Source organism: Sorangium sp. So ce204, assembly GCF_051526795.1.
Classification (GTDB): domain Bacteria; phylum Myxococcota_A; class Polyangia; order Polyangiales; family Polyangiaceae; genus Sorangium; species Sorangium cellulosum_B.
Genome location: NZ_CP150317.1, coordinates 712963 through 739341 on the forward strand (window position 1 = coordinate 712963; position 26379 = coordinate 739341).

A 26379-nucleotide genomic window follows, 5' to 3' on the forward strand; every position below is an offset into this window, starting at 1 on the left:
CTGTCCATACCGCCGGCCATGTCGTCCCGAGAGCCCTCCGGCGAGCCGGCTCCCGCGCCGGAGACCGGCGAGGAGCGCGCCGCGCCGCCTGCGCGCGCCGGCGCCGGAGAGCGCGCCGGCGCCGGAGAGCGCGCCGGCGCCGGAGAGCGCGCCGGCGCGCGCCGGGTCGCCGCGCTCCTCGCGCTGGCGCTCTCGCTCGGCGCGATCGCCGGCGTCGCGTACCAGCGCCACGCCGCGGTGCACCTGCGCGCCCTCCCGAGGGTCCCGAGCTGCGTCCGCGGGGCGCGGGTGGCGCTGCGCAAGCCGGTCGCGGTGTCCGGCACGGAGCCGCGCCAGACGGCGTCGGGCGAGACGGTCTACCTCACGCCTGGGGAAGATCGCGCCGTCGCCTGCGCCTTGCAGCTCGACGAGGCGCTCGCGCGGCACCTCGCCGGAGCGCTGGCCGAGCAGGCGCCGGCGCAGCGCGCCGCCCGGCTGAGCGAGCTCGTGCGCGACCGCGTGCCGGCCGACCCGGCGTACGATCGCGCCGCCTCCGCGGCGTACATGATGGCCTCCGCGGCCCTGCGGGGTCTGCCAGACGACGTCCCCGAGGTCCGCGCCGCCGCGGAGGAGCTCGATCGGCATCACGCCTGCCGCTTCGACACGCGCCGCCCCTGTCCGACGCGCCCGCCGCTGCCAGCGCTCGTCTGGCTCACCGGCGTCCCGGCGGCGCTGAGCCTGCTCGGGCTGCTCTGGATCGGGCTCGCCGCGAGCGCCGCGCGCACCAGGCGCTGGACGGCGCGCCGGGGCCGCTGATCGCCCGAGCTCGCGCGCGTCGCGCGCCTCCGCCGCTGCGATCGCCTCAGTCGATCGCCTCGACGCGGAAGCTCGACTGGACGAGGCGGCGGGGCCGGGCCCCGATGTCGGCGACGTCGAACCCGAAGCCCGCGCCCTGGTGGTGGATCCCGCCCGACGTGGCGCCGCTCGGCATCTGCACCGACGAGCTCACCGTGACGTAGACCTTCGCCCCCTTGGCGAACGCGGCGGTCATTGCGAGCACGCGCCCGGCGAGCTGCGCCGCCGCCTCGCGCGCCACCCGCGCCCAGAGCGCCGCCGCTCCGGCCGTCGACGACAGCGCGCGCACCCCGAGCACCGCGCCGGCGCCGCTCAGGTGCACCTCGAACACCGCGCGCGCCGTCGCGGGCGTCTCGGCGCTGCGCACCGCGTCCGCCACGACGGACGCGACCGTGCCGGCGGCCGGCAGATCCAGCCCCAGCGTCTTGTCCCGATCGCGCATCGCCTCGCGCAGCAGCTCGCCGGCCCTGTCCGCCGACACCTCGCGCGGCGCGGCCGGCGCGGTCGGCGCCGGCGCCGGCGGCGCGCGATCCGGCAGAACGCCGGGCAGCTGCCACACAGGCGCCCCCCCGAGGCCGGCGACCCCGCGCGGCCCCTCGGCGGTCGGCGGCCCGTCGTACTCGCTCGATGGCGCCGGGGCCGGAGGCGCCACGGGACCCTCCCGCGGCTCGACCGGCGCCTCCGTCGGCGCCTGCGGCGCCGCTGGATCGAGCGGCCGCCGCTCGCGGCGCGCCGTCCGGCCGAGGACCGGCTCCGCCTCGCGCGGCCGTGCCTCGTCCGGCGCGCGCGGCGGGGGCGGGCGCGCCTCGTCCTGCTCCGCCTCGCGCGGCGCGACGGGCTCTATCTCGATCTCCACCTCGCGGCGCGCGCCGCTCGAGCGGGCCTCGAGCAAAGGCCCCGGGGCGCCCGCGATCCGCGCGAGCAGCGGGATGGCGGCATGGAGCAGCGTGGCTGCGAGCAGGAAGCGGACCTCGCGGGAGAGCAAGCGCCGAGCACCTTGGTGGGTGCCGGACAGGGGCGCAAGTGCGCGTTTCGTCGCCGGCGTGCTTACGTCCCCGCTCGCGCGCACCTGCGCAGCCCCGGGCACACCCCACCCGCTCCCTCGCTTTGCGGCCCGACAGGCTCACCCGCGCGTGTTCCAGCAGGGGTCAGGGTATTACGGCCACGCTTAAATATGCGCGTACGGAACGGTTGCCGCTTGAGCTCGAGACCGTACTGGTCGATGCTCCGCCTGCCGCGACGCCTTCCAGGCTCACGGCAGGAGCAGAAACGCAGCGCGCTGCCGCCATGCGGCGCGCTCACGGAACCGACGCAGCGCCTCGCGAGCCAGGGCTGGGCGCTACATCCCCGTTGTAAGGGAGGGGTATCGACATGAAGGGAAACGTGCGCGCTGACGGGTCGCCTGCGGACCTGTCGCCGACGCCCACGCCGCCGCCCGTCACCGTGGTCCAGGGTCGCGCGGATCACGGTCTTCCCCTCGATCTGCCCCCCCTCGGCATGGCCCCCGCGCCGGAGGAGCAAGCGTTCCTTCCCGGTTTCGCCCCGCCAGCGCCGCAGGGGACGCCGCCGCCCTTCCCCATGGCCGGGGCCGGGCCGTACGGCTCCTGGTCCGCGCCCTCGCCGGGCGAGCGCCGCGCGCGCGTGTGGCGCGCCCTCGGGGCGTTCGTCCTGGCCGCGGCCACCGTGATCGTCGTCGTCGCCGCCGCCGCGCGCGGGATCGCCGCGCGGATGCCGATCACCTCCGTCGAGGCCTTCCGCGCCATGACCCCCGTCAACCGCGCTTCGCTGCTCGCGCTGCGCTCCTCGCGCGAGGACGCCGGGGCGAGCGCGGCCGTCGCGCCGGAGGGGCTCGCGCGCCTGCAGCCGCCGGCGCCGCCGCCCGCGCCGGCGACGCCGCCGCCGCCCGCGATCAAGCACGACGGGTACGCGTCGATCCGCGGCGGCGTGCTCTTCACGCCCGACACGTTCAGGCCCACGGGGTCGAGCTACGATCTCCTGCTGCACTTCCACGGCAACACCCAGCTCGTCCGCGAGAGCGCCGAGGTCGCCGGGCTGAACGCCGCGGTCGCCGTCATCAACCTCGGCATCGGCTCGGGCGCGTACGAGGACTTCTACGCGACGCCGGGCGTCTACGAGAGCCTGCTCGCGGACATCGACCGGGCGCTCGCGCAGCGCGGGCTGCCGACCCCGCGGCTCCGCCGGGTCGCCCTCTCCTCGTGGAGCGCGGGCTACGGCGCTGTCGCCAAGATCCTGGAGCTCCGCCGCGGCGCCGAGCCCCTCGACGCGATCCTCGTCACCGACGGCATCCACTGCGGCTTCGTCCCGGAGCAGCCGAGCGGGCTCAACCGGCTGCAGCTCGCCTCGTTCGCGCGCGCCGCGCAGCGCGCCGCCTCGGAGGAGCTGCTGTTCACCATCACGCACTCGGAGATCGACCCGATCACGTACGCCAGCTCCACCGCCACGGCCAGCTACCTGCTCGACGCCGCGGCGGGGCGCCACGTCGAGCGGTCGCCCGCGTCGGACGCGCCCCCGCACCTGCGGCTGCGCGCGGCCGAGGGCGCCGTCTCGAAGAAGCTCGAGAAGCAGATGATCCCGACCACCGAGGCGAGCGTGGGCGAGCTCCATGTCCGCGGGTTCCGGGGCAACACGCCCGAGCACCACATGGCGCACCTGCTCCAGATGGCCTCGACCGTCCTCCCGGAGCTCGTCGAGCGCTGGCGCGAAGGCGGCGATCCGTCGTCCGAGCGCTGATCGACGGGCGCGGCAGGGTCAGCTCCGGCTCCGCGCCTCGGCCATCCAGGCCCCGATCGCCGTGGCCACCGGGTGATCCGCCCCGAGGTCCACCTCGGCGAGCGCGAGCGCCCGCTCGTACAGCGGCAGCGCCGTGGACGGCCGCCCCGCGGCGTGGTGGACCTGCGCGAGCCGGACCAGCGTCGGCCGGAGCGACGGGTGGGCGGCCCCGACGAGCGCCTCCCGCGCGGCGAGCGCGCGCTCGTACAGCGCCGCCGCCTCGGCCTGGTCCCCGAGCGCCTCGCGGGCGGCCGCCAGGTTGTGCAGGATCGACGCGAGGAGGCCCCCCTCCACGCCCGCCCCCGCCTCGGCGATCTCGAGCGCCCTCCGGAGCATCCCCTCCCGCTCGGCGGTCGGGAGGTCGTCTTCCAGCTCCAGGAACGTGGCGGCGTTGTAGAGCGCCTCCGCGACGAGCGCGTGACGGGCGCCGAGCGCCCCCTCCCGCAGCGCGATCGCCCGCCGGAAGAGCGGCGCCGCCTCGGCGCGGGCCCCCCGCCTGCCGAGCAGCAGGCCGAGCCGGTTCAGCAGCGCCGACAGCTCGATGGGGTCGGGGTCGCGCATCCGCTCGTAGCCCGCGAGCATCCGGCGGAACAGCGCCTCGACGCCCTCGAGCTCGCCCTGCCGCTCGAGGATGGCGGCCAGCTGCTCGAGCAGCCTCGGCAGCGGCGGATCGGCGCTCGCCGCCGCCTCGGCGATGGCGATCGCCCTCGCGGAGCTCGCGCGCGCCTCGTCCAGCCGCCCCTGCGCGAGCCGCGCCGAGCTCAGCGCGTAGAGCGGCGCCGTCAGCTCGGCGTCCCCGTCACCGTAGATCTCCTCGGCGATCCGGAGCGCCTGCGCGCATGTCGCCTCCGCGTCGGCGTGGCGCGAGCCGGCGAGCTCGGAGGCGGCCACGTCGAGTAGGCGCCGGTACTCTCTCCCCCTCCACCAGCGCAGCACGGCGCGATCCGGTCGCATCCTCCTCTACTACCTCGTCCCCACCCGGGAGGGCGAGAAGGCCGGCAGGGACGTCCGGCGCGCACCGGCCGGCGTCCGGCGGCGGCACCCGACAAGGATCATCGGAAGAGCATCGCGCGGGCGCGGAGCAGTGTACTCTGCTCGCAGGATCTCGTGGCGCGAAGGTGCGATGCAGACGCTCGATGCCAGCAACTGGCGGTTCCCGTCGATCGGGGCTATGGCGCACGGCCCATGGTGCGGCGCCCCCCGGACGGCCTCCCGATCGGCCTCTCGCGCGGGGGCCCCTGCCTCACGAGCGGGGCGATCGAGGAAAGGTCGCCAAGGACATTTCTTCCGTTTAGACTGCCCCGACGGCCCCACGCGCCGACGCTCCCCACGATCATGAGGTCCAGGCTCACGCATCGCGAGGCATCGTCACCGAGGGGAGGGCTCGCCCGCGCCCGCACGGGGAAGGCGACGGAGTTCATATGAGTGGTGCCAACGAAAACGTCGTCGATGAAGTAGCGCGCAGCGAGCCGATCGATCCGTTGCTCGGAAAGGTGCTCAACGGAAAGTTCAAGATCCTTTCCCAGCTCGCGACCGGCGGCATGGGCACGATCTATCGCGGCGAGCAGCTCCCGCTCGGGCGCCAGGTGGCGATCAAGGTCTTGATCCCCAACCAGGCCTCGCGGCAGCTCGACCCGAACTTCCACAAGCGCTTCTTCCTCGAGGCGAGCATCCTCGCGCGCCTCCAGCACCCGAACATCGTCACCGTCTTCGACTACGGCCGCATCGAGGCCGACGATCAGGAGCGGTTCTTCATGGCGATGGAGTTCCTCGAGGGCGAGACGCTCTTCCGGCGCGTGCGCCGGCAGGGGCGCCTGCCGCCGCCCGAGGCGATGCGCATCGCGCGGCAGATCGCGCGCGGGCTGCGCGAGGCGCACAAGCACGGCGTCGTCCACCGCGACCTCAAGCCGTCGAACGTCATGCTCGTCTCCAACGAGGACGCGGAGGAGGCGGTCAAGATCCTCGACTTCGGCCTCGTGAAGCAGCTCGGCGACGACTCGGAAGAGCTCACGCAGCAGGGCGCGTTCCTGGGCTCGCCCCGCTTCATGTCGCCGGAGCAGATCTCGCACGGCAAGGTCGATCTCAGGACCGACATCTACTCGCTCGGCGTCATCCTCTACCAGATGCTCTGCGGGAAGGTCCCGTTCGAGTCCGAGAAGTCGATCCAGATCCTGATGGCGCACCTCCAGCAGCCGGTGCCGCGCATGAAGGAGCGGAACCCGGACGTCGACATCCCGGAGCCGCTCGAGGCGCTCGTGATGCGCTGTCTCGCGAAGGATCCGGACGGCCGGCCCGCGACGATGGACGCCCTCATCCAGGGCCTCGGCGAGTGCGCCCGCGGCATGGGCGTGACGACAGCGTTCGGCGGCACGCAGATCACCTCGTTCGAGTCGCTGCCCGGCGTGCAGATCTCGTCGCGTTCGTCCACGGTGCAAGCGCTCAAGGACGCGGTGACGCTCCCGGCGCCGTCGAGCGATGACGATCCGAGCGGGCGCACCTCCGGCGTCGGCTCGGGCCCGGGCGCCGCCGCGACAGCGGCGGGCGCGTCCAAGGGCACGACAGGCGCGCACGAGGCCCCCTCCGGCGGCGGGCGCAAGGGGGTGATCCTCGCCGTCATCGGCGCGGTCGTCGTGGCGGCGGGCGCGTTCGCGCTGACCCGCAAGCCCGCGCAGACCGAGGCCACGCCCGAGGTCGCGACCGCGCCCACGACGGCGCCCGCGGCGACCGGCACGCCCAGCGATCACAAGGGCGCGCCCTCGTTCATGCTGATCATCGAGTCGATCCCGCCGGGCGCCGACGTCCTGGAGGACGGGAAGTCGCTCGGGCAGACGCCGCTCCAGCTGTCGATCTCGAACGACGAGGTGCGCGCGTCGCCTCGCCGGCTGACCCTGCAGAAGGAAGGCTTCCAGCCCTACTCCATCGTGCAGGGGCCGTCGGAGATGTCCGTGCAGACCGTCGCGCGGCTCGCGCAGGTGGCCGCGCCTGCGAAGACCGAGGACGCGCCGTCGAACCCGAGCTCGGGCGGCAGGCGAAACTGGGGCCGGCCCGTCCGCCCCGCGGCGCCCACGGCCACGTCGAAGCCCACCCCTCCGGAGAACACGGCGCCGTCGATCCGGATCGACCGCTAGCGATCAGGGCGCGCCCGACGAACACCATCGGCTAGCCCCTGATTTCACCGCGCCTCAAGGGCGTGGTGCAGGGGCCATGCGCTAGCTTCCTGGCCGCGCATGTCCCGCCTGCTCATCGTCTCGAACCGCCTCCCGGTGACCGTCCACGCCGATCAGGGGGACGTCTCCGTCGTCCCCTCGGCGGGCGGCCTCGTGACCGCGCTCCGGGGTCCCCACGAGCGCCACGGCGGCCTCTGGCTCGGATGGCCGGGCGACCTCGCGCGCCTCACCGAGGAGCAGCGCCGAGACGTCGAGGATCGGCTCGAGCAGCTCGGCGCGGTCCCGGTGCACCTCACCTCGGCCGAGGTGAGCCGTTACTACGACGGCTTCTCGAACAGCGTCCTGTGGCCGCTGTTCCACTACCTCGTCGAGAAGCTGCACCTCGACGCCCGGCACGACTGGGAGAGCTACCGCGAGGTGAACGAGCGCTTCGCCGAGGCCATCGTCGCCCGGTACAGGCCGGGCGACAGGGTGTGGATCCACGACTACCAGCTCACGCTGGTGCCGGCGATGCTGCGGCGGCGCATCCCCGACGCGCGGATCGGCTTCTTCCTGCACATCCCTTTCCCCGCGGCCGAGGTCTTCCGGATCCTGCCCTGGCGGGAGCAGGTGCTGCGCGGCATGCTCGGCGCCGACGTCGTCGGGTTTCACACGACGGCCTATCGGTACCACTTCGTCTACTCCGCCGCGCGCGTGCTCGGGCTCGATCCCGACCTGGAGACGCTCGCGTACGAGGGGCGGCGGGTGCGGCTCGGCGCCTATCCGGTCAGCATCGACGTCGACGAGTTCGTGCGGCTCGCGCGGGGCGAGGAGGTCCGCGCCGAGGCGCGGCGCATCCGCGAGAGCGCCCAGGGACGGAAGATCGTGCTCGGCGTCGATCGGCTCGACTACACGAAGGGCATCCCGCGGCGCATGCTCGCCATCGAGCGCTTCCTGGAGCGCGAGCCCGAGCTCCGGAGCAAGGTCCGGTTCATCCAGCTCGCGGTGCCGACGCGCGAGAACGTCGACGCCTACGCCGAGTTCCGGCGCGTCGTGAACGAGCTCGTCGGCCGCATCAACGGCAGCTACGGGACGCTCGACGATGTCCCGATCCACTTCCTGCACCGGTCGATGCCCATGGCCGGGGTCGTCGCGCTCTACCTCGCGGCCGACGTGATGATGGTGACGCCGCTGCGCGACGGGATGAACCTCGTCTGCAAGGAGTACGTGGCCTCGCGGATCGACGGCACCGGCGCGCTCGTGCTGAGCGAGTTCGCGGGCGCGGCCGCCGAGCTGATCGAGGCGCTCCTGGTGAACCCGCACGACATCGACGCGGTGGCGTCGACGATCCAGCGGGCGCTCGTCATGTCGCCGTCCGAGCAGCGCGTCCGGATGCAGGCGCTCCGGCGCCGCGTCGTGACGCACGACGCGCACCGCTGGTCGCACCGCTTCCTGAACGATCTCGAGCGCGCGGGCGGCGTCCCGCCCGCGGTGGGGGCCGCCCGGCGGCCGGAGGGCGCGCCCCAGGGGAGCACGATCGCGAGCGCGCGCAGCGCGCCGTCGCTGATCGTGATGCTCGACTACGACGGCACGCTGGTCCCCCTCGAGGCCATGCCCGAGCTCGCTCAGCCGGACGAGGCGCTCGTCACCGAGCTGCGCGAGCTCGCGGCGCGCCCGCGGACGCAGGTGCACGTGGTGAGCGGCCGGCCGCGCGAGGACCTCGAGCGGTGGCTGGGAGAGCTGCCCATCAGCCTCCACGCGGAGCACGGGTTCTTCTCGCGCGCCGCGCCCGGAGAGCCCTGGGTCGCGCTCCGCGAGGCCGCGCTCGACTGGAAGCCGAGGGTCCGCGACGTGCTCCAGGGCTTCGTCGACCGCACGGCGGGCAGCTTCATCGAGGAGAAGATGGTCTCGATCGCGTGGCACTACCGGGCCGCCGACCCGGAGCTCGCCAGCCAGACGGCCCGCGAGGTGCCCCTGGAGCTCGGCGAGGCGCTGCGCGAGCACGATCTCGAGCTCATCCCCGGCCGGAAGGTGCTGGAGGTGCGGCTCCGCGGGGTCAACAAGGGGGTGATCGTGCCGCGGGTGCTCGCCACGATGGGGCCCGACGCGGTGGTGATCGCGCTCGGCGACGACAGGACCGACGAGGATCTGTTCGCGGCGCTCCCCCCGACCGCGCTCACGATCCACGTGGGCGGCGGGGAGAGCTCCGCGGCGTTTCAGCTGCCCGACCCGGCGTCCGCGCGTCGCTTGCTGCGCGCGCTCATCGCCTGAGGGCTCACGCCCTGGCGCCGCGGCCGCGCCGCCGGAGGGCGGCGCCGAGGAGCGCCGCCGCCCCGGCGAGGAGAGCCCCCGAGCCGGCGACCGGGCCGCCCGCGAGCCCCCCGCCGACGCTGCACGCGCTGGCATGGGCGCCGTGCGGAGCGCCCGCGTTGCCCTGCGCGGCCTCGGAGCACGCAGCGGTGTCGTCGCCGTCCGCGGCGCAGTCGCCGGCGGACGGGTCTGCGTCGCTGGCATCGGCGTCGCTGGCACCGACGTCGCTGGCATCGACGTCGCTGGCATCGGCGTCGCTGGCATCGCCGCCGTCGGTGTCGCTGGCGTCCGCCTCGCCGTCGCTCGGGGCGGCATCGCCGTCGACGTTCCACGCCTCCTCCTCGGCGCTGCTGTCGCTGTCGTCGAGGTCCCGAACGGTGTCCGCGGTCCTCATGGCGAGCGCCGCGAGGCCGGAGCCAGACTCGTAGGCTCCGATGTCGATCGTGCCAGCGACCGGCCGCTGCAGCGGTCCGCTGGCCGCGCGCGCGCCCTTCCTGGGCGAGAACTGCGGCGCGGTGAGCGGCTTCGGGAACGGGTGCCCTGAAGTCGACGTCGCGCTGGAGCCGGCGTTGACGAGCGGGCTGCTCGATACCGGGCGGAGGTCCAGCGAGCTGAGGTTGGTGAAGCCGGGGTCGGCGCCCTGCACCGTGCCTCTCCACGCCCCGGGGATGGCCGAGGAGCCGGCGGGCACCCAGTTGTTCGCGCCCGAGATCGACGCCGCTCCGTTCTTCCAGGTCGCGCTCCTGTCGACGTAGACCTCCACGCCGCCGCCGCCGCGCCGATAGAACACGTTGTTGCTCATCTCGACGCTCTCGATCCCGTCGAACATCCTGATCGCCGGCCGCGACCCGGGGGCGAGCAGAAAGGTGTTGTTGACGAACCGGAAGCGACCCCACGTCTGCCCCGTGCCGTCGCCCCCGACGCGCACGGCGAAGTGCTGGCCGGTCTTGACGATGACGTTGCCGACGACGTCGGAGTCCTCGCGCGCGAGCCCCTCGTCCTGGCCGTCCGGCCCGATCAGCTCGAGCTCGTGGTATTTCGCGCCCTCGATCCAGTTGTAATAGATCTCGTTCCGCTCCGCGCGGCTCTTCACGCTGTTGCCGTCGTTGCCGTCGTGCACATAGCAGTGCCGCATGCGGAACACCGAGCCGAGGCGCGTCTCCTCGTCGGTCGCGATGTAGATGGGGTGCCTGGTGTCGCCCGAGCCGCAGGCATAGACCTCGACGTACTCCAGCGTGAGGGAGCCCGACTCGGAGTCGGCGCCGAGGATCCCGTGTCCGGCGCAGTCGTGCACCACCGAGTCGCGGATCGTGATGTCGTGCGCCTTGTTGAACACGCAGCGGCCCGAGCCGCCGGTGATATCGAAGCCTTCGAAGGTATAGTGATTGCCACCGAAGATCACGGTGTTCTTCCCCCCGGATAGGACCGGGCGGCGGCCGTTCACGCGAACGCCGCGGATCGTGATCTTCTGCGCCTCGGTGCCCGACTTCTTGAAGAACAGATCCCCCGGATAGGTCGCGTCGCCCTCGACCAGAACCACGTCCCCGGCAGCGAGGCGAGGGGCGACCTCCGCGAGGCTCGCATAAGGCTTGCCCCGCCCCACCTCGTACGTCGCTGCGCTCGCCGGCGAGGCGGCGAGCAGCACGGAGAGCCCGATGCCCGGCGCGACGAGAGAGAGCGTGACGAGGTGCCTTGTGTTGAGTTGCTGCATTGGCGTACTGTCGCGTGCTGTAGAGTCCGAGTGCAAGCTGCTTTTTAATGAAATGCATGATGGGTAATTCAGGCGACACCTGACGGCGGGAATTCCTGCCGTTATTCCCGCATGCCCAGCGGCTTTCACCATTGCTCAGAATCCGCGCCGTCTGCCATTTCTCGATAAATTTTGGTAAATAGAAGCAAATCGGTGCGAACGCCGCGAAGAGCGTGAAGAGCAGGGTTGCGCGGGAGGAGCGCAGGTGAAGCGCGGGAGGAGCGGGAGGAGCGCGAGGAGCTGGAGGAGCGCGAGGGGCGAGGCGGGCGGTTCCCCTCGGCGCGCGCGTCGTTCCGTGTCATGGAGCCGACCATGTTTCCGGTTGTCCTCGCCTCCACGTCGCCCTTCCGGAGGGCGCTCCTCGATCGCCTCGGGCTCGCGTACGAGGCCGTCGCGCCGGCGTTCGAGGAGATCGCGCCCGAGGGGATGTCGCCCCTCGCGTGCGCCCGCCTCTTCGCGGAGGGGAAGGCGCTGAGCCTCGCGCCCGCGCGGGAAGGCGCCCTCCTCATCGGCGCCGATCAGGCGCTCGAGCTGGATGGGGAGCTCCTCCGCAAGCCGGCCTCGCTCGACGAGGCGGCAGACCAGCTCGGGCGGCTCTCGGGGCGCGTCCACGCGCTCCACGCCGCCGTCGCGGTGCACGCGCCGCCGGGGGTGCCGCTCGCGGCCGGCGCGCCGCGGACGCTGGCCGAGACCGTCACGGTGGAGCTCCGCGTCCGCCCGCTCGGCCGCGCGCAGATCCGCCGCTATGTCGAGCTGGATCGGCCCATCGGCAGCGCGGGAGGATACCTCTTCGAGAAGCACGGACCGTGGCTGTTCGACGACGTGCGCCACGCCGACGAGGCGGCCATCGTGGGGCTGCCGCTCGTCCCGCTCTGCCGCCTCCTGCGCCGCTTCGGGGTCGATCCGCTCGACCCCCCCGCGCGCGCCTGAGCGCAGGCGGGGGGGGCCGCGGCGCTGTGCGTGCGGGGGCTCCCAGGGAGGGGCGGCCGTGGCGCGCCCGTTGCTAATCGTGGTTCCAGGGTCGAGCCTGCCGCTGGGCCCTCACGAATGAGCATCTTCTGCCGGGCGACGCCGACGGGGCGGGCCAGGCGCTCGACGAGGTGAGGCGATGATGGAACGCCCGCCCTTCAACGCGGCCGAGGCGCTCACGGCGGCTGATCTGACGCTGTCCTGGTCGGCCCTGCAGAACGAGGAGCGGGTGCAGGCCTATCGCCGCCTGCGGCGCGAGGAGGCGGAGGATTTCTTCGAGGGTCTCCCCACGGCCGACCAGGCCGCGCTCCTCGCGGGCCTCACGAAGGGTGAACGCAGGCTGTGGATCCGGCTGCTCGCGCCCGACGACGTGGCGGACCTCCTCCTCGAGGTGTCGCCGGACGACCAGGCGGAGCTGCTCTCCTTGCTGGACGAGCCGACGCGGCGCGAGGTGATCGCGCTCCTCGCGTACGCCGAGGACGAGGCCGGCGGGCTCATGAGCCCGTGGTTCGCGCGCGTGCGGCCGGAGGCGACGGTCGACCAGGCGATCAGCTACCTCAAGCGGCAGGCCAGGGATCACCTCGAGACCATCTACTACGGTTATGTGCTCGACGCCGAGCAGCGGCTGCGCGGCGTGGTGTCGCTCAGGCAGCTCATGATCGCCCCCGGCGATCGGCGCGTCAGCGACGTGATGAAGACCGACGTCGTGTCGGTCAACGAGGACGCCGACCAGGAGGCGGTGGCGCGGACCTTCGCGGAGCACGATCTCGTGGCGATACCCGTCGTCGACAGCGAGGGTCGGATGAAGGGGATCGTCACCGCGGACGACATCGTGGACGTCGTGGAAGAGGAGGCGACAGAGGACATCCAGAAGCTCGGCGGCATGCAGGCGCTCGACGCCCCCTACCTCCGGACCCCCCTCTCCAGGATGCTCGGCAAGCGCGCGGGCTGGCTGTCCGCGCTGTTCGTGGGCGAGCTCCTCACCGCCACGGCGATGGGGCACTACGAGCACGAGATCGCCCGCGCCGTCGTGCTCGCCCTGTTCGTGCCGCTCATCATCTCGAGCGGGGGCAACTCCGGCTCTCAGGCGACGACGCTGGTCATCCGGGCGATGGCGCTCGGCGAGATCCGGCTCGCCGACTTCTGGCGCGTCAGCCGCCGGGAGCTCGCGTCGGGCCTCGCGCTCGGCGGGATCCTCGGCGCCATCGGCTTCGCGCGCGTCATCGCCTGGGAGAAGCTCTTCGGGGCCTATGGCCCGCACTACGCGCTCCTCGCCCTGGCCGTCGCGATCAGCCTGGTCGGCGTCGTGACCTGGGGCACGCTGGCGGGGGCGCTCCTGCCGTTCGTGCTCCGGGCCCTCGGCTTCGACCCGGCGAGCGCCTCGGCCCCGTTCGTCGCGACCCTCGTCGACGTCTCCGGCCTCGTGATCTACTTCAGCGTGGCCGAGCTCCTGCTCCGCGGGGCGCTGCTGTGAAGCGGGCGAGCGCCCCCCGCGCTTTCCCCGGGGGCTTCCCCGAAGCGCGCGGCCGGGGAGCGCCCGGGCGGCGGGGGCCTAGGGGCTGACGCGCGACGCCAGGTAGCGCGCCACATACGCGCCGATCACGCGCGCGTCCTCGCGCCAGCGGCCGCCGGGCTTCAGCTTGTCCGCGTCCGCGGAGCTCAGGTTCGTGTTGGGGATGGGCGAGGCCGTGCGGCTCGAGAACTGGACCTCATCGAGCACCCGGCCGTCCGGCGTCGTGAGCCGGAGCGTCAGCCGGATCTGGCTCGGGGCCGAGGAGACGACCGCGTAGAAGCCTGGATTCATGTAGCCGACATAGGGCTTGATCACGAACGGCGCCGACGAGTGGCCGTCGGACGGCGCGACCTCGATGCCCTCTTCCTGGGCGGCGGCGACCAGGGCCTTCGTGAACTCCTCGTTGATGGACTCCTTGTCCGCCACGAAGCGCTGGTGATCGTCCGCGTCCTTGCTGGCGAGGTACTGGTCCTCGCGCTGGTCGAGGATGAAGAGGCCCACGTAGTCGATGGGCATCAGGGCGAAATACCGCTGGCCGACGAACGTGTCGGGGCTCGCCTGGGTCACGACGCGCCAGCGCGGCCCGCACCCGGCGAGGGCCGCGAAGCCGAGCAGCGCGGCCGCGATGAAGCTGCGACGGTGCATGAAAGTCTCCTTCAGAGGGCCCGCCTTGTAGGCCATGTCCGAGCGAGCTGGCAAGGGCGGCGCGCCGCGCCCGGGCGGGCCGGTCCGGCGCGCCGCGCCCGGGCGGGCCGGTCCGGCGCGCCGCGCCCGGGCGGGCCGGTCCGGCCCGCCGCGATCACGCGGCGGCGGCCCACGCGCCCCCCTCCGACCCGGACGTGGCAGGCGGCCCGCGCATTCGCCCGCGTATACGATCGATGGCGCGCGGGCTCGCCCCGCGCCCTCGCGCGCTGTGCAATGGGCGGACATGACCGGAGCTGGCCTGTCGAATGCATGTTCGATTCGACAGCTGCAATGGCTACCTCGTACGAGGATGCCTTTGTATCGACGTTGGAGGTAAACCCATGATCCCGAATTTCGTGGCCGGTCTCTTCAGCATTTGGCCCATCCTGGTGCTCCCGTTGCTCGGCGTCGATCCGCCGGAGGACGCGGGGGGCAGCGGCTCGCAGGTGGGCGAAGGCTCCGAGCTGGAGATCCCAGGCTTGCCCGGGGAGGGCGCGTCGCGGTTCGTCTATTCGATCTCCTGCATCGAGGGCAGCACGGGAAAGAAGACCTTCCTGACGGAGGACGACTTCTGCAGCGCCCTGCGCGGCGAGCAGGTCTGCTCCGAGAGCGCGGCCATCTTCGCGCTCTTCCACGGCTGTCCCTGAGCACCCGCGCGGCGGCGGTACAAACCCTTGACATTCGAGGGGGGCCTTGCTCTTCCTAGCGAGCGCGGACCGCCCCGCGCGGCCCTCCCCCCACAAGGTCGCGCGCCTCGGAGGCTCAGATCGTGACGAACCTCTATCTCATCCGGCATGGAGAAGCGCTGGTCAACGTGAACCATATCGTGGGCGGGATGCGCGGGGACACCGGGCTGACGCAGCTCGGCGTCCTCCAGGCGGAGCGCCTGCGCGATCGCCTGGCCGCGACGCGCGAGATCCCCGCCGACGTCCTGATCGCCAGCACCTATCGCCGGGCGCAGCAGACGGCCGAGATCGTCGCCCCCGCCCTGGGGCTGCCCGTCGCGCTCGACGACGAGGTCCAGGAGCTCCGCCCCGGCGAGGCGGACGGGATGCCGGTCGGCGAGGCGATGGTGCGCTACGCGATCGATTTCGAGCGCGAGCCGTACCGGCCGGCGAGCCCCGGTGGAGAGAGCTGGGCGCAGTTCATGCTGCGGGTCTCCGTCGCCCTCGATCGCATCACCCGTGAGCACGAGGGGCGGACGATCGTCGTCGTCACCCACGGCGGCTTCATCGACGTCGCGTTCCTCCACTTCTTCAGGATGAACGCGCTCGCCTTCCCGAGCGCGCACTTCGCCACCCGCCACACCTCGCTCACCCACTGGCAGCGAAGGCGGCGCTGGGGTCGGGCCGAGGCCTGGCACCTCATCTATTACAACGACAGCGCGCACCTGCGCGACGTCGAGCGGACCGTGCGCATCCCCTGGGCGGAGCTCTCCACCCTGGCGCCGAGGCTCGTGGAGGATCCGTCTGGGCCGCCGTCCTCCGAGAGCGGCGAGGGGCGCTAGCGCGCCCGGCCAGGCAGCCTGGCGGACAGGCTGCCGCCCGCCCGCGGTCCCTCCCGGCCCTCGCGCTTGCGCCTCCGCCTCGGGGCGAGCTACATGAGCCGTATGATGGGTCCCGTTCACGCAACCTTCCTCATCGCCGCTCCCGACCAGCCCGGTCTCGTCGCGCGGCTCGCGGGGTTCTTCTACGACATCGGCCTGAACATCATCGACGCGAGCAATCACACCGATGCGTTCATGGACGAGGGCCCGCGCTTCTTCATGCGTCTCGTCGTCGATCTGTCCGGCCTCGCCTCGCCGGCGGCCGTCGGCGCCCTGGGCGGCTCGGCCACCCGCGGCGCGATCGAGGCCGCCTTTCGAGAGCTCGCCACGTCGCTCTCGGCGCGATGGTCGGTGGAGTACAGCGATCACGTCCCGAAGATGGCGATCCTCGTCACCAGGGATCCTGCGTGCCTCTACGATCTGGTGCTCCGGCAGCGCGCGGGCGAGCTTCGCTGCGAGATCCCGCTCGTGATCTCCAACCACCCCACGCTCGAGGCGGTGGCCGAGAGCTTTCGAATCCCTTTCTTCTGCATCCCGATCACCCCGGAGACCAAGCGCGAGCAGGAGCGTCAGGTGCTTCACCTGCTGAAGAGGCACCATGTCGATCTCGTCGTGCTGGCGCGGTACATGCAAATCCTCTCCGAGCAGATGCTCGATGAGGCGCCGCCCGTCATCAACATCCACCACGGCTTCCTGCCCGCCTTCCAGGGCGCGAAGCCTTACCACCAGGCGCACGCCCGCGGCGTGAAGCTCATCGGCGCGACGGCGCACTATGCGACGCGGGACCTGGATCAGGGGCCGATCATCGAGCAGGACGTGGCGCGCGTGAATCACCAGATGGGCCCCGAGGAGATGACCCGGATGGGGCGTGACGTGGAGCGGCTCGTCCTCTCTCGCGCCGTCCGGGCGCACCTGGAGCGGCGGGTGATCGTAGAAGGCCGCCGCACCGTCGTTTTTTAGACCGCCGCTCTGCTGCCGCTCTGCGCTGATGGTGCAGAGGGGGAGACCGCTGTGGAGCTCCAGACGATGCCCCGACCGACCCAGGCCGTGGCCAGTCGGGGCAATCTGGGCGATCGAGCGCGGGGGAGGTGCGCGCGGCCGGGCGCGCTCTCCTGGGATGAGCGCGCGCGAGGCGTTACGGCCGGCCCTGCTGGCCAGGCGCGGTGAGCTGGCCTTGCTGGCCGGGCGCGAGCTGCCCGAGGACGGGCGACTGGCCATAAGCGCCCGACTGGGAGATGGCGGCCTGGCCGAGACCGGCCTGCTGACCAGCATAGCCCTGGATCCCCTGGCTGGATTGCTGGCCGGCATAACCGCCCAACCCGGCCTTGGACGGCACCTGCGCCTGCCCGGGGAACATCCCGGCCTGGCTCGGCACGAGCGCGCCCTTGCCAGGGAACACCTCGCCCTTGCTGGGCCCGAGCGCGCCCTTGCTCGGTCCGAGCGCGCCCTTGCTGGGGAACATCTCGCCCTTGCTCGGCACGAGCGCGCCCTTGCTGGGGAACATCTCGCCCTTGCTCGGCACGAGCGCGCCCTTGCCGGGGAACATCTCGCCCTTGCTCGGTCCGAGCGCGCCCTTGCTGGGGAACATCTCGCCCTTGCTCGGGCCCATCTGGGCCTGTCCGGGCGCGAGCTGCGCCGCGCCCATCCCCAGGTACCCGCCTCGCTCCTCCTCCAACGCTTGCTCGACGGCCCCGATCTCGTCGTCACCGAGATCGCTCTGATCGAGGTCCGCGTCGTCCGTATTCACCGCACAACCGGCGGCCAGAGCAGCCAAAAGAAATGCAGGCACCAGCATCTTGCTATGCATCGACATGATCGTTTCCCCCCGATGTCCGCGAGGGCCCACCAGGCCCAGACATCTCGGCTCACCGCAGAGCAGAGTGTGTGCCTGGCGGAGCTGTGCAGACGTTTCCGCTCCCGGCGTGCTTGACGTCCGCGAAGGCGTCAATGCAGCGCGCTCGCGCGATCGGCGCCCCGCAGCGGAGCCCGCGCGATCCGGGCTGAGCGGATCGTCGAGGAGCGCTCATTCCCCTTTTCTCCGGCGAAAGGACGTGTCGGGTCCAGCCAGGGCGCACCAGCGGCCCGGCGCGCCCGGTGAAGCCCTGACGGCAGGGCGCGCCGCGCTGGTGGCCCCGCCCTGCTCAGGACGCTCTGTGGTGCGTCGCCGGTGGCGCGCTGACGCGCTGGACGGCGCGCTGGAGCCTGGTCTGTCCGCCCCGGTCGCAGTCCGTCAGCGAGGCGCCGCGCGCCCAGGGCGCACCACCGCGCGATCGCGGGGGGCGCGGCCCCCGCGCGTGCGGGACGGGCGGCTCACGCCTCGGGCTTCTTCCCGAACAGCCACTTCTTCGCCTCGTCGTCCATCGGCTGGCTCGGGTTCCGCAGCTCATTCCCGACCGCGAGCCCGCGCTCGACGGCGGGCCTCGCGCGCACCGCGTCGAGCCACCGCTTGAAGTTCGGGAGCTCGTCGGCCGACACCCCGAACCGCTCGTGCGCGATCGCCCAGGGATGGCTCGCCATGTCGGCGATCGAGTACTCGCCAGCCAAAAAAGGCCGGTCCGCGAGCCGCTTGTCCATCACGCCATAGAGCCGCCGTACCTCGTTGGTATAGCGCTCGATCGCATAGGGGATCTTCTCCGGCGCATAGTGATTGAAATGGCCCGCCTGGCCGCTCATCGGGCCGAGGCCGCCCATCTGCCACATGAGCCACTGGGTCACCTCGTAACGACCGCGGACGTCGGAGGGGATGAACTTGCCCGTCTTCTCGGCGAGGTAAAGCAGGATCGCGCCCGACTCGAACACGGAGATCGGCGCCCCGCCGCCCGGAGGGTCGTGATCGACGATGGCGGGCATCCGGTTGTTGGGGCTGATCGCGAGGAACTCCGGCTTGAACTGCTCGCCCCGCCCGATGTTGACCGGGACGAGCTTGTACGGGAGGCCCGTCTCCTCGAGCATTATGCTGATCTTCCAGCCGTTCGGGGTGGGCCAGTAATAGAGATCGATCATCTTGCGCTCCGTGTCCGTCGGTCGTCGCCGATCGCGACGGCGTGCTGTCTCAGGCGATGGATCGTGTCTGCCGGGCGCCGCGCCGCTCCGCGCTGGCGCCGCCCGGCTCGTCGGACAATCGGTGGCACGTCGCCCCGTGGGGAGCAACCGGCGTTTGGGCGCGTCGCCTCAGCGCGGCGATCCCGCCGGTTCGCGCGCGGGCCTCGCCCCGTCGACGAGCGCGCGCAGCGCCGCGATGTGCCCGGGCCCCGTCCCGCAGCACCCGCCGACGATCGTGGCGCCCGCCTCGAGCCAGCGGCGCGCGAGCTCCGCATAACGCGCGGCCGCCGAGCCGCGCTGGTCGACGCCAACGCTCCAGCCGAGCCCCTCGGCCTCCGCGCCCGCGTTCGCGTAGGCTCCGAACGGGACGCCGCACGCCGCGAGCCGCTCGATGTGCGCGAGCGTGCGAGTCGCCGGGGTGCAGTTGACGAGCACGGCGCTCGCGCCGCGGGCGGCCGCCTCCCGCGCGGCGAGCCCGACGTCCTCGGGCGAGAGCAGATCCGACCCAGGACCCGCCGTGAACGACACCCATGCTTCGAGGCCCGTGGCGACCGCCTCCTCCAGCGCCACGAGCGCCTCGCCGACATGCGGGAACGTCTCGCAGAGGAGGAGGTCGACGCCCGCGCTCGCGAGCGCCCGCGCGAGCTCGCGGTGCTCCCGCCGCGCGTCGGCAGGGCTCAGGTCGGGCCGGTAGCAATCCTCGAGCGGCGCGATGCTGCCGGCGACCCGGTGCCGTGGGCCCTCGCCGCGCACCGCCTCGCGCGCCAGCGAGACAGCCCGCGCCGCCAGCTCGGCCCAGGCGGCGCCCGCCTGCCTCTGCCTGGTGCGGAACGTGTTCGCCGTGTGCACTGTCGCGCCCGCGCGCGCGTAATCCCGATGGATCGCCCGGACCACGTCGCGACCGCGCGCATCGAGCAGGGCCGCGGCGCTCCAGAGCGGCGCCGGCGTCGCGACCCCGCGCGCGGCGAGCTCGGTCCCGAGCGGGCCGTCGAGGACCACGATGGCAGCCTCGGCGGACACAGCAGCTGAACCGAGCGGCGATCTGGCCACGTCCTCCATGTAGGCTCCGGTATGTCCGCGGCCGGCTTCCACGGCAACCCCTGAGTCGGGTCATGGCCCGTCCGCGGCTCGGGGTAAGCGAGGCCCCGCACGGTGCACCGTCCCGACCACTGTGCGGCAGAAAGAACGATGGAATTCTCTTTCGCTCCGGGAAATTACTTGCCAGGTATGGGGGGCCTGCGGCACCGTTGAAATGAATTCATCTTCCCCTCATTCCACTCGACTCGCCGGAGTCGTGGCGTCCGACAAGCAAGCCATCGTTTGCAGGACCGACGCAGGACCGACATGGGGGAGCTCCCGCTGGCCCGCGCGAGGCCAGGCGAGCGCCGTCAGTGAGCCCCTAAGAAAGGAACGCCATCATGATTCGACAGACCATCCGTTCTTCCAAATCGCTCGCTCTCAGTGTTGCGCTCGGCGTCATCGCAGCGGCCGGTTTCACCGGATGCGGCGCGTCGGAGGAGGCCCCCGTCGATGACGCGGTGACGCACGAGCGGATCACCCAGGCGGAGGTCTCGAAGGCCCTCGAGACGAGCGAGTTCCTGAGCCTCGACATGAGCCGAGACACGGTCTACGCCCTCGATTACTCGAGCGGGGCCATCGACTACGCGCGCATCAAGCTCTCCACCGGCAACGGCAAGGAGATCTTGCTCTCGGAGCAGATGGCCGCCATCGAGCAGGCCGACTACGGCGACTACCCGGCGCCCGTCCTGACCGAGGCGTCGGGCGATCGGTTCAGCATCTCCTCGGACGAGGCCGCCTTCGGGAAGCTGTCGGAGAGCGAGCTCGACCAGCTGAGGACCGACGGGTTCTTCTACACCGAGGAGCCCCCGTCGGGCCTCGGGGCGAAGCCGCAGAGCACCGACCCCGACTGCATCCACGCCTACTGCGAGGTATGTACCGACAACACGACCGGCGGGCGCCCCGAGACATGGAAGCCGGGCACCTACACCTGCTACCTCATCGAGCACGTGTGGTGCTGAGACGCGCCTGACGGACTCTCTCCCCCCTCGCTCGCAGGGCCTCGTTGATGCGTTCGCTCTCGGTTTGGTGCGCTGCGCTGCTCGCCCTCGGGGGCACAGCGTGCGGAAAAGACGGACCCGTGCTCCCGAGCGGCCTTCCCCGGCCGCTCGCGGGGATCTACATGGACTTCGGCGCGGCGCCGGAGGAGGACCGCTTCCGCGCGCTGATGGGGTTCCCGACCCGGGATGTCCCCGGGCTCGAGAGCGCGATCGAGGACATGTACGATCCCGGGAAGCCGGACACGTTCCGGAAGTACATGTCCGTCGAGACCTGGATGGAGCGCCACGCCCCGTCCGAGAGCGACGTCGCGGCCGTCGAAGACTGGCTCGTCCAGCAGGGGATGGAAATCCGGCGGCGCTCCAAGAACCGGCTCCTGCTCGAGTTCGCGGGCACGGTCGAGCAGTTCAATACCGCGTTCGACACCGAGCTCCGCGACTTCGAGCGCGAGAACCCCGCGGCCGGCGGCAAGCCGCTCCGCACGTTCGGCGCGCTCGATCCGCTCAGGCCGCCGCAGCGGATCATCGACCTCGCGTCGGGCGTCATCTCGGTCGAGATCCCCGCCGACACCGATCCGCTCCCGGGCGAGGGGGGCTCGATCGAGGAGGAGCCGCCGCCGGAGCCGGAGCAGGGGTACACGCCCGCGCAGATCGCGCGGGCCTACGGGGTCGAAGCGCTCCACACCGGCGGCCACAGCGGGCAGGGCGTGAAGCTCGGCGTCGTTGTCGGGGCGACGTTCAAGACCCTGGATCTCCAGTCGTTCTGGCGATCGTTCGGCGTCTCGCGCAATAACCCCGAGGAGGTGGTCACCGCGGATCCGATCTCCACGCGTTATGTCGAGAGCACGCTGGACATGCAATGGTCGGGCGTGATGGCGCCGATGGCGGAGCTCATCGCGTACCAGGGGCCGGACGCGCGCACCCACTCCATCCTCTATGCGTGGAACGAGGCGATCGCCGCCGGCGAGGTGTCGGTGCTCTCGACGTCGTTCGCGCACCGCGAGGAGACGGAGGCGCAGCCGATCCGCGAGCAATACAACGAGGCGGCGCGCATGGGCGCGGCGCTCGGGATGACGATCGTCGTCGCGAGCGGCGACTCGAGCAGGCCCGACGTGCCGTCGTCGAGCCCGTACGTGACGTGCGTCGGCGGGACGGTGCTCGAGCTTGGCGACGGCGGCGAGGTCGCGCGCGAGGTGGCGTGGAGCGGGTCCGGCTCGGGCCGATCGCGCGCCTTCGATACGCCGTGGTGGCAGGAGAGCGTCGTGACGGACGCGCAGGGCACGCGCGCGGTCTCCGACGTCGCGCTGAGCTCGTCGTCGAGCTTCCCGTACTGGCTCTACTTCCTGGGCGAGTGGGATCAGCGCGGCGGCACCTCGTTCGCGGCGCCGGTGTTCGCCGGGCTGATGGCGTCGGTGAACAGCCACCGGATCGCGCAGGGCAAGCCCGTCGCCGGGTGGCTGAACCGGGCGCTTTACACCGATGCGGGCGTGCAGGCCGCGTTCCGGGACATCACCGAGGGCAAGACCCCCGAGGGGTTCAGCGCGGAGCCCGGCTGGGACTATCCGACCGGCTGGGGCGCTCCGCTCGCGGACAAGCTCGCGGAGGCGCTCCCGTAGGAAAGCGTCATCCTCTGGGTCGGATGGCGCCCCCCGTCGCGTTCCTCTTCCTCTCGCTCGTGTCGCTGCCGCTCCTTGCGGTGGCGGCGCTCGGCTGTGACCGCTCAGGCCGCGCCGCCGGTCCGGCGCCCGCGCCGCCCAGCGTCGCGCCCGCCCCCGCGCGGGAAGAGGCAGCGCGGGCCGCGGACGGCGGCGCGACGCCGGCGGCCGCCGCCGTGGACGCGGCCGCCGCTGCTGCGGGGGCTGCGCCGCTCCGCGCGGACGCGCCGTTCGTGGAGCTCCCTGTCGAGGGGTTTCCGAGCGCCGTTGTGTCGGTGCCGATCGGCGCCACCGCGCGGCGTCCCGTGCTCATCGCGTCGCACGGCAACTACGATCGGCCCGAGTGGCAGTGCCAGGTGTGGCGCGACATCGCGGGAGACGGCGTCTTCGTCCTGTGCCCGAGGGGCGTCGCGCGGCCCGATTCGCCGTCGGCGAGCGACGTCCGCTTCACGTACGAGAGCAACGCCCGCCTGGAGCAGGAGATCGACGCGGGGCTCGCGGCGCTGCGGGCGCGCTTTCCCGAGCACGTGGATCCCGGCGCGGTGCTCTACACAGGCTTCTCGCTGGGCGCGATCATGGGCTCCGCGATCGCCGCGCGCCGGGCGGCGCTCTTCCCGCGCCTCGTGCTCGTCGAGGGCGGACACGACAAGTGGACCCCGGCGACGGCCAAGGCGTTCGCGGACGGCGGCGGGCAGCGGGTCCTCTTCGTCTGCGCGCAGGCCGGGTGCGGCGGCGCCGCCGCCGCGGCCGCCGCGCGCCTGGAGAAAGCGGGGGTGCTGACGCGCGTGGCGCGCAGCAAGGAGGCCGGGCACCGGTACGACGGGCCTGTCGCCGAGGAGACCCGAAGGGCGCTGGATTGGCTGATCGACGGCGACGCGCGCTGGTGAACGCCGCTCGGCGACGCGAGGGGGAGCGCGCGCGTCGAACTGCCGCGGCTGCTCGGCGGATCGAGACGTCCCGCCGCGCCGGCCGGCCCGCGCCGGGGCGAGCCGTATCCGTACCGGTACGTCATGTCGCGGAAGCCGCCGCCGCACCTCTATGTGCACCTGCCCAGCGAGGCCGAGCAGCGGCGCGTCGAGGGGCGATCGCGCGCCCAGGGCACGCCCGCGTGGTCCCGCCGCGACGAGGCGCTCCTGGGCGAGCCGGAGCCGCTCACGCCCTTCTTCGCGAGCCGCCGCGACCTGCCCAAGCCGGTAGGCGCTGCCGAGAAGGTCCGCTTCCCCGCGCACCGCGGGCGCGCGCGGGCGGACTCGGCCTTCGGCTTGATCGCCACCTTCGCGTGGACCGGGCGGCGCTTCGGCCTGACGACCGAGCTCGACCTCGTCCCGATCGATCGCACCTCGGCCGTCGCCCCCACCGCGATGCGCGGCGTGGAGGTGAAGGGCGAGGGGACCCCCGCGTTCGTCATGCACCACGGGGTGCGCACGCTGAAGCCGGACGCCTCGGGCGAGCTCAAGCCGGACGGCTGGGCGGCGCGCCGCTCCGGCTGGGTGCTCACCGGCAAGACGGCCGCCGGCGGCGCCTATGCGGAGACCGACGCGGGCGTGTGGATCCCCGCGTCCGCGCTGCGGGTCGCGCGGCTGGGCCGCGACTTCTGGGGGCACGCGGCGCGCGGAAGGAAGTGGATCGACATCTCCATCGAGCTCCAGACGCTCGTCGCCTACGAGGGCGAGCGCCCCGTCTTCGCGACCCTCGTCTCGACGGGCAGGGGCGAGCTCGGCGATCCCGCGACCACCAGCGCCACCGTGCAGGGCACGTTCTTCATCCGCGAGAAGCACGTCACGGCGACGATGGACGGCGACGAGCTCAGCGAGTCGTCCGTGGACCTGCGGGACGTGCCCTATGTCCAGTATTTCCACAACAGCTATGCGCTGCACGGCGTCTACTGGCACGACGCGTTCGGCAAGGTGCGGAGCAGCGGCTGCGTGAACCTCGCGCCCGCCGACGCGGCGTGGCTGTTCGCGTGGACCGATCCCCCCGTCCCCGAGGGCTGGCACGCCGCGTTCAACGACAAGGGCGGGACGCTCGTGTACATCCACGCCTGACCGCGCGCGGCCCGGGGCGGCGACGTGTAATACCGCCGGGCCGCGCGCGTCGGCCATGCATGCAACCCGGGACGACGCTGCTCGCGATCCAATTTCCTGCGCTGAGCTCTGGAGCGATCGAGCTCAAATGCGGCATGAAGCCGCCGCGGGGCGCGGTCGCCCTCGGGCCCCGCACGTGATCGCACTCGCCACGCTGGAGCGGCTTCCATGAAATCACCTCACCTCGCCGGCCTGAACGCCCTGCTGATGCTCGTCGCTGCGCTCGCCGGCTGCGCGCCGCGCAGCCTCCCCGCGAGCTTCCCCGCGTCCTCTGCTGCCTCACCGCAGGCCGCAGAGGCTCCCTCGCCGCGGATCGGCGTCGCCCTCTCGGAGGAGCCTCCGCTGCCCGGCGAGCCCGCCCCGGGCTGGGTCGGGCTCGAGCCGGCGGGGGCCGCGGGCGCCGGCGCCGACCCTCACCAGCACCACCACCACCATCATCACGGCCCGGCGCCGGCGAGGCCGCCGGAGGGCGGCCCGGCGGCTGCCACGCCCGAGGAGCCCGCCCATGCGCACTGAACGTCGGCGAGCCCGCGCGCGCGCCTCGCGCCTCCTGCCGCTCGCGGCGGGCCTCGCGCTCCTCTCCGCGGCCGGCTGCGCCGCCCCGTCGTCGACCGCCGACATGGCGCGGATCCGGGAGCTCTCCCGCCTCGAGCTCCCGCCGAGCGCGGCGTCGGAGGAGGTCGATCCGGCGCCGGCCGACGGCGCGCGCGCCCTCGGCCAGGCGCCGCGGCAGCCGCTCACCGCGGACGCCGCGGTGCGGATCGCGCTGCTCAACAACCGCGAGCTGCGCGCCGTGCTGAAGGAGGTCGGCGTCGCGCGGGGCAACCTCGAGCAGGCGGGCAAGCTGCCGAACCCGGAGATCGCGATCGAGGTCACGCCGCAGCAGGAGGGGGTCGAGCACGCGCACCTCGAGCTCGAGGTCGAGATCGACCTCACGTCGGCGCTCCTCTCGCCGCTCCACGCGAGGGCGGCGCGGTCGGAGCACGAGGCCGCGCGCTACCGCGCCGCGGGCGCGGTCGTCGATCTCGGCTACCAGGTGCGCGCCGCGTTCTACGCCGCGCAGGCGGCGGAGCAGCGCCTCGGCATCGCGAACCGCGCGCTCGACGCGTTCGCCGCGGCCCGCGACGCCGCCCGCGCGCTCTTCGAGGCGGGCAACGTCCCGGAGCTCGACGTGGCGACGCAGGAGGCGGGCTACGAGGAGGCGCGCGTCACGGCCGCGCAGATGGAGCTGGAGCTCCTCTCGCAGCGCGAGCGGCTCACCCGGCTGCTCGGCCTCTCCGGCGCGGCGACCTCCTGGACGATCGCCGGCGCGGTCCCCGCGGCGCCCGAGGCGCTCGCGACGCCGCCGCGCGCGGAGTCGCTGGCCTTGAAGGCGAGCCTCGAGCTCGCGGAGCTGCGCAGCCGGCTCGAGGCGGCGGCGGGGCGCGCCGGGGCCTTGCGCGCCGAGGGCTGGGTGCCGGACGTGGCGATCGGCGTGCACGGCGAGCGGGAGCTCGGCGCGAGCGGCGAGGCGCACGAGCACCCGTGGGTCCTCGGCGCCGGGGTCCGCCTCTCGCTCCCGCTCTTCGATCGGCGTCAAGGGGCCGAGGCCGCGCAGGCGGCGGAGTTCGACGGCCTGCTCGAGCGCTACCACGGCCGCGCCGTCGACGTCCGCTCGGCGGTCCGCGAGGCGCAGAGCCGGCTCTCGTTCGCGCACGCGCGCGCGCGGCACTACGAGCGCGTGATCCTCCCGGCGCGCAAGCGGGTGCTGGAGCAGACGTTGCTCCAGTACAACGCGATGCAGGTCGGGGTCTTCCAGCTGCTCTCGGCGCGCCGGGAGCAGCTCGACGCCGAGCTCGCGTCGGTCGAGGCGCTGCGCGAGCACTGGACGGCGAAGGCTGCGTTCGACGCGCTCCTGGCAGGGCGCCGCGTCGAGGCCGCGGGGGCCGGAGCTCCCGCGGCGATGCCGAGGGCCTCGGCCACCGGCGAAGGAGGGCATTGA

22 protein-coding genes are annotated in these 26379 nt (G+C 72.9%); 15 read left to right on the forward strand and 7 right to left on the reverse strand.

The annotated features are described in order from the left end of the window. Window positions 1-18: 18 nt before the first annotated feature. Window positions 19-795, forward strand: coding sequence for a hypothetical protein (locus tag WMF22_RS02630; protein ID WP_438034729.1), 777 nt, complete (start codon window positions 19-21; stop codon window positions 793-795). A gap of 46 nt (window positions 796-841) precedes the next feature. On the opposite strand, the gene WMF22_RS02635 is transcribed toward WMF22_RS02630, so the two are convergent. Then, a complete protein-coding gene (locus WMF22_RS02635; protein ID WP_437297563.1) occupies window positions 842-1819 on the reverse strand; it encodes a hypothetical protein in 978 nt (325 codons plus the stop codon). Between the two features lie 386 nt (window positions 1820-2205). On the opposite strand from WMF22_RS02635, the gene WMF22_RS02640 reads away from it, so the two are divergent. Then, complete coding sequence (locus WMF22_RS02640; RefSeq protein WP_438034730.1) at window positions 2206-3585, forward strand: hypothetical protein; 1380 nt, start codon at window positions 2206-2208, stop codon at window positions 3583-3585. A gap of 18 nt (window positions 3586-3603) precedes the next feature. Here the strand turns inward: WMF22_RS02640 and WMF22_RS02645 are convergent, their stop codons facing one another. Further along, window positions 3604-4578, reverse strand: coding sequence for a tetratricopeptide repeat protein (locus tag WMF22_RS02645; RefSeq protein ID WP_437297565.1), 975 nt, complete (start codon window positions 4576-4578; stop codon window positions 3604-3606). A 467-nt stretch (window positions 4579-5045) separates the two neighbouring features. On the opposite strand from WMF22_RS02645, the gene WMF22_RS02650 reads away from it, so the two are divergent. Next, window positions 5046-6752 (forward strand): serine/threonine protein kinase, encoded by a 1707-nt coding sequence (locus WMF22_RS02650; protein WP_438034731.1) that lies wholly within the window; start codon window positions 5046-5048, stop codon window positions 6750-6752. Window positions 6753-6851: 99 nt separating this feature from the next. Beyond that, window positions 6852-9041, forward strand: coding sequence for a bifunctional alpha,alpha-trehalose-phosphate synthase (UDP-forming)/trehalose-phosphatase (locus WMF22_RS02655; RefSeq protein ID WP_438034732.1), 2190 nt, complete (start codon window positions 6852-6854; stop codon window positions 9039-9041). Between the two features lie 4 nt (window positions 9042-9045). On the opposite strand, the gene WMF22_RS02660 is transcribed toward WMF22_RS02655, so the two are convergent. Beyond that, window positions 9046-10791 (reverse strand): right-handed parallel beta-helix repeat-containing protein, encoded by a 1746-nt coding sequence (locus tag WMF22_RS02660; RefSeq protein ID WP_438034733.1) that lies wholly within the window; start codon window positions 10789-10791, stop codon window positions 9046-9048. A 351-nt stretch (window positions 10792-11142) separates the two neighbouring features. Between WMF22_RS02660 and WMF22_RS02665 the strand changes: the two genes are divergently transcribed. Beyond that, window positions 11143-11760 carry a Maf family protein gene (locus WMF22_RS02665; RefSeq protein ID WP_437297569.1) on the forward strand — a complete coding sequence of 206 codons (618 nt, stop codon included), beginning with the start codon at window positions 11143-11145 and terminating at the stop codon, window positions 11758-11760. A gap of 178 nt (window positions 11761-11938) precedes the next feature. Continuing rightward, on the forward strand, window positions 11939-13273 hold the full coding sequence (gene mgtE, locus WMF22_RS02670; RefSeq protein WP_437297570.1) for a magnesium transporter: 1335 nt from the start codon (window positions 11939-11941) through the stop codon (window positions 13271-13273). 78 nt (window positions 13274-13351) lie between these two features. Here mgtE and WMF22_RS02675 read toward each other — a convergent pair whose 3' ends face one another. Next, complete coding sequence (locus tag WMF22_RS02675; protein ID WP_437297571.1) at window positions 13352-13957, reverse strand: hypothetical protein; 606 nt, start codon at window positions 13955-13957, stop codon at window positions 13352-13354. Window positions 13958-14337: 380 nt separating this feature from the next. Here WMF22_RS02675 and WMF22_RS02680 point away from each other — a divergent pair, with 380 nt between their 5' ends. The 3 genes from WMF22_RS02680 to purU all read left to right on the forward strand — a co-directional run bounded on the left by WMF22_RS02680 (window position 14338) and on the right by purU (window position 16502). Next, the gene (locus WMF22_RS02680) at window positions 14338-14643 is read left to right on the forward strand and encodes a hypothetical protein (RefSeq protein ID WP_437297572.1); all 306 of its coding nucleotides are present in this window, start codon (window positions 14338-14340) and stop codon (window positions 14641-14643) included. Window positions 14644-14765: 122 nt separating this feature from the next. After that, a complete protein-coding gene (locus WMF22_RS02685) occupies window positions 14766-15503 on the forward strand; it encodes a histidine phosphatase family protein (RefSeq protein ID WP_437297573.1) in 738 nt (245 codons plus the stop codon). Window positions 15504-15608: 105 nt separating this feature from the next. Continuing rightward, a complete protein-coding gene (gene purU, locus WMF22_RS02690; RefSeq protein ID WP_437301524.1) occupies window positions 15609-16502 on the forward strand; it encodes a formyltetrahydrofolate deformylase in 894 nt (297 codons plus the stop codon). Window positions 16503-16677: 175 nt separating this feature from the next. Here the strand turns inward: purU and WMF22_RS02695 are convergent, their stop codons facing one another. From WMF22_RS02695 to WMF22_RS02705, 3 genes are all read right to left on the reverse strand, one after another. Next, window positions 16678-17349 (reverse strand): hypothetical protein, encoded by a 672-nt coding sequence (locus WMF22_RS02695; RefSeq protein ID WP_438034734.1) that lies wholly within the window; start codon window positions 17347-17349, stop codon window positions 16678-16680. A 503-nt stretch (window positions 17350-17852) separates the two neighbouring features. After that, complete coding sequence (locus WMF22_RS02700; protein ID WP_438034735.1) at window positions 17853-18545, reverse strand: glutathione S-transferase N-terminal domain-containing protein; 693 nt, start codon at window positions 18543-18545, stop codon at window positions 17853-17855. 168 nt (window positions 18546-18713) lie between these two features. After that, on the reverse strand, window positions 18714-19643 hold the full coding sequence (locus WMF22_RS02705; protein ID WP_438034736.1) for a homocysteine S-methyltransferase family protein: 930 nt from the start codon (window positions 19641-19643) through the stop codon (window positions 18714-18716). Window positions 19644-20002: 359 nt separating this feature from the next. Between WMF22_RS02705 and WMF22_RS02710 the strand changes: the two genes are divergently transcribed. The 6 genes from WMF22_RS02710 to WMF22_RS02735 all read left to right on the forward strand — a co-directional run bounded on the left by WMF22_RS02710 (window position 20003) and on the right by WMF22_RS02735 (window position 26379). After that, window positions 20003-20623 carry a hypothetical protein gene (locus tag WMF22_RS02710; protein WP_437297577.1) on the forward strand — a complete coding sequence of 207 codons (621 nt, stop codon included), beginning with the start codon at window positions 20003-20005 and terminating at the stop codon, window positions 20621-20623. Window positions 20624-20742: 119 nt separating this feature from the next. Continuing rightward, complete coding sequence (locus tag WMF22_RS02715; RefSeq protein ID WP_438034737.1) at window positions 20743-22275, forward strand: S53 family peptidase; 1533 nt, start codon at window positions 20743-20745, stop codon at window positions 22273-22275. Between the two features lie 23 nt (window positions 22276-22298). Beyond that, window positions 22299-23201, forward strand: coding sequence for a hypothetical protein (locus WMF22_RS02720; protein ID WP_438034738.1), 903 nt, complete (start codon window positions 22299-22301; stop codon window positions 23199-23201). A 123-nt stretch (window positions 23202-23324) separates the two neighbouring features. Further along, window positions 23325-24359, forward strand: coding sequence for a L,D-transpeptidase (locus tag WMF22_RS02725; protein ID WP_438034739.1), 1035 nt, complete (start codon window positions 23325-23327; stop codon window positions 24357-24359). Window positions 24360-24566: 207 nt separating this feature from the next. After that, window positions 24567-24914 carry a hypothetical protein gene (locus WMF22_RS02730; RefSeq protein ID WP_437297581.1) on the forward strand — a complete coding sequence of 116 codons (348 nt, stop codon included), beginning with the start codon at window positions 24567-24569 and terminating at the stop codon, window positions 24912-24914. Then, complete coding sequence (locus WMF22_RS02735; RefSeq protein ID WP_438034740.1) at window positions 24904-26379, forward strand: TolC family protein; 1476 nt, start codon at window positions 24904-24906, stop codon at window positions 26377-26379. The genes WMF22_RS02730 and WMF22_RS02735 overlap by 11 nt, the downstream gene beginning before the upstream one ends.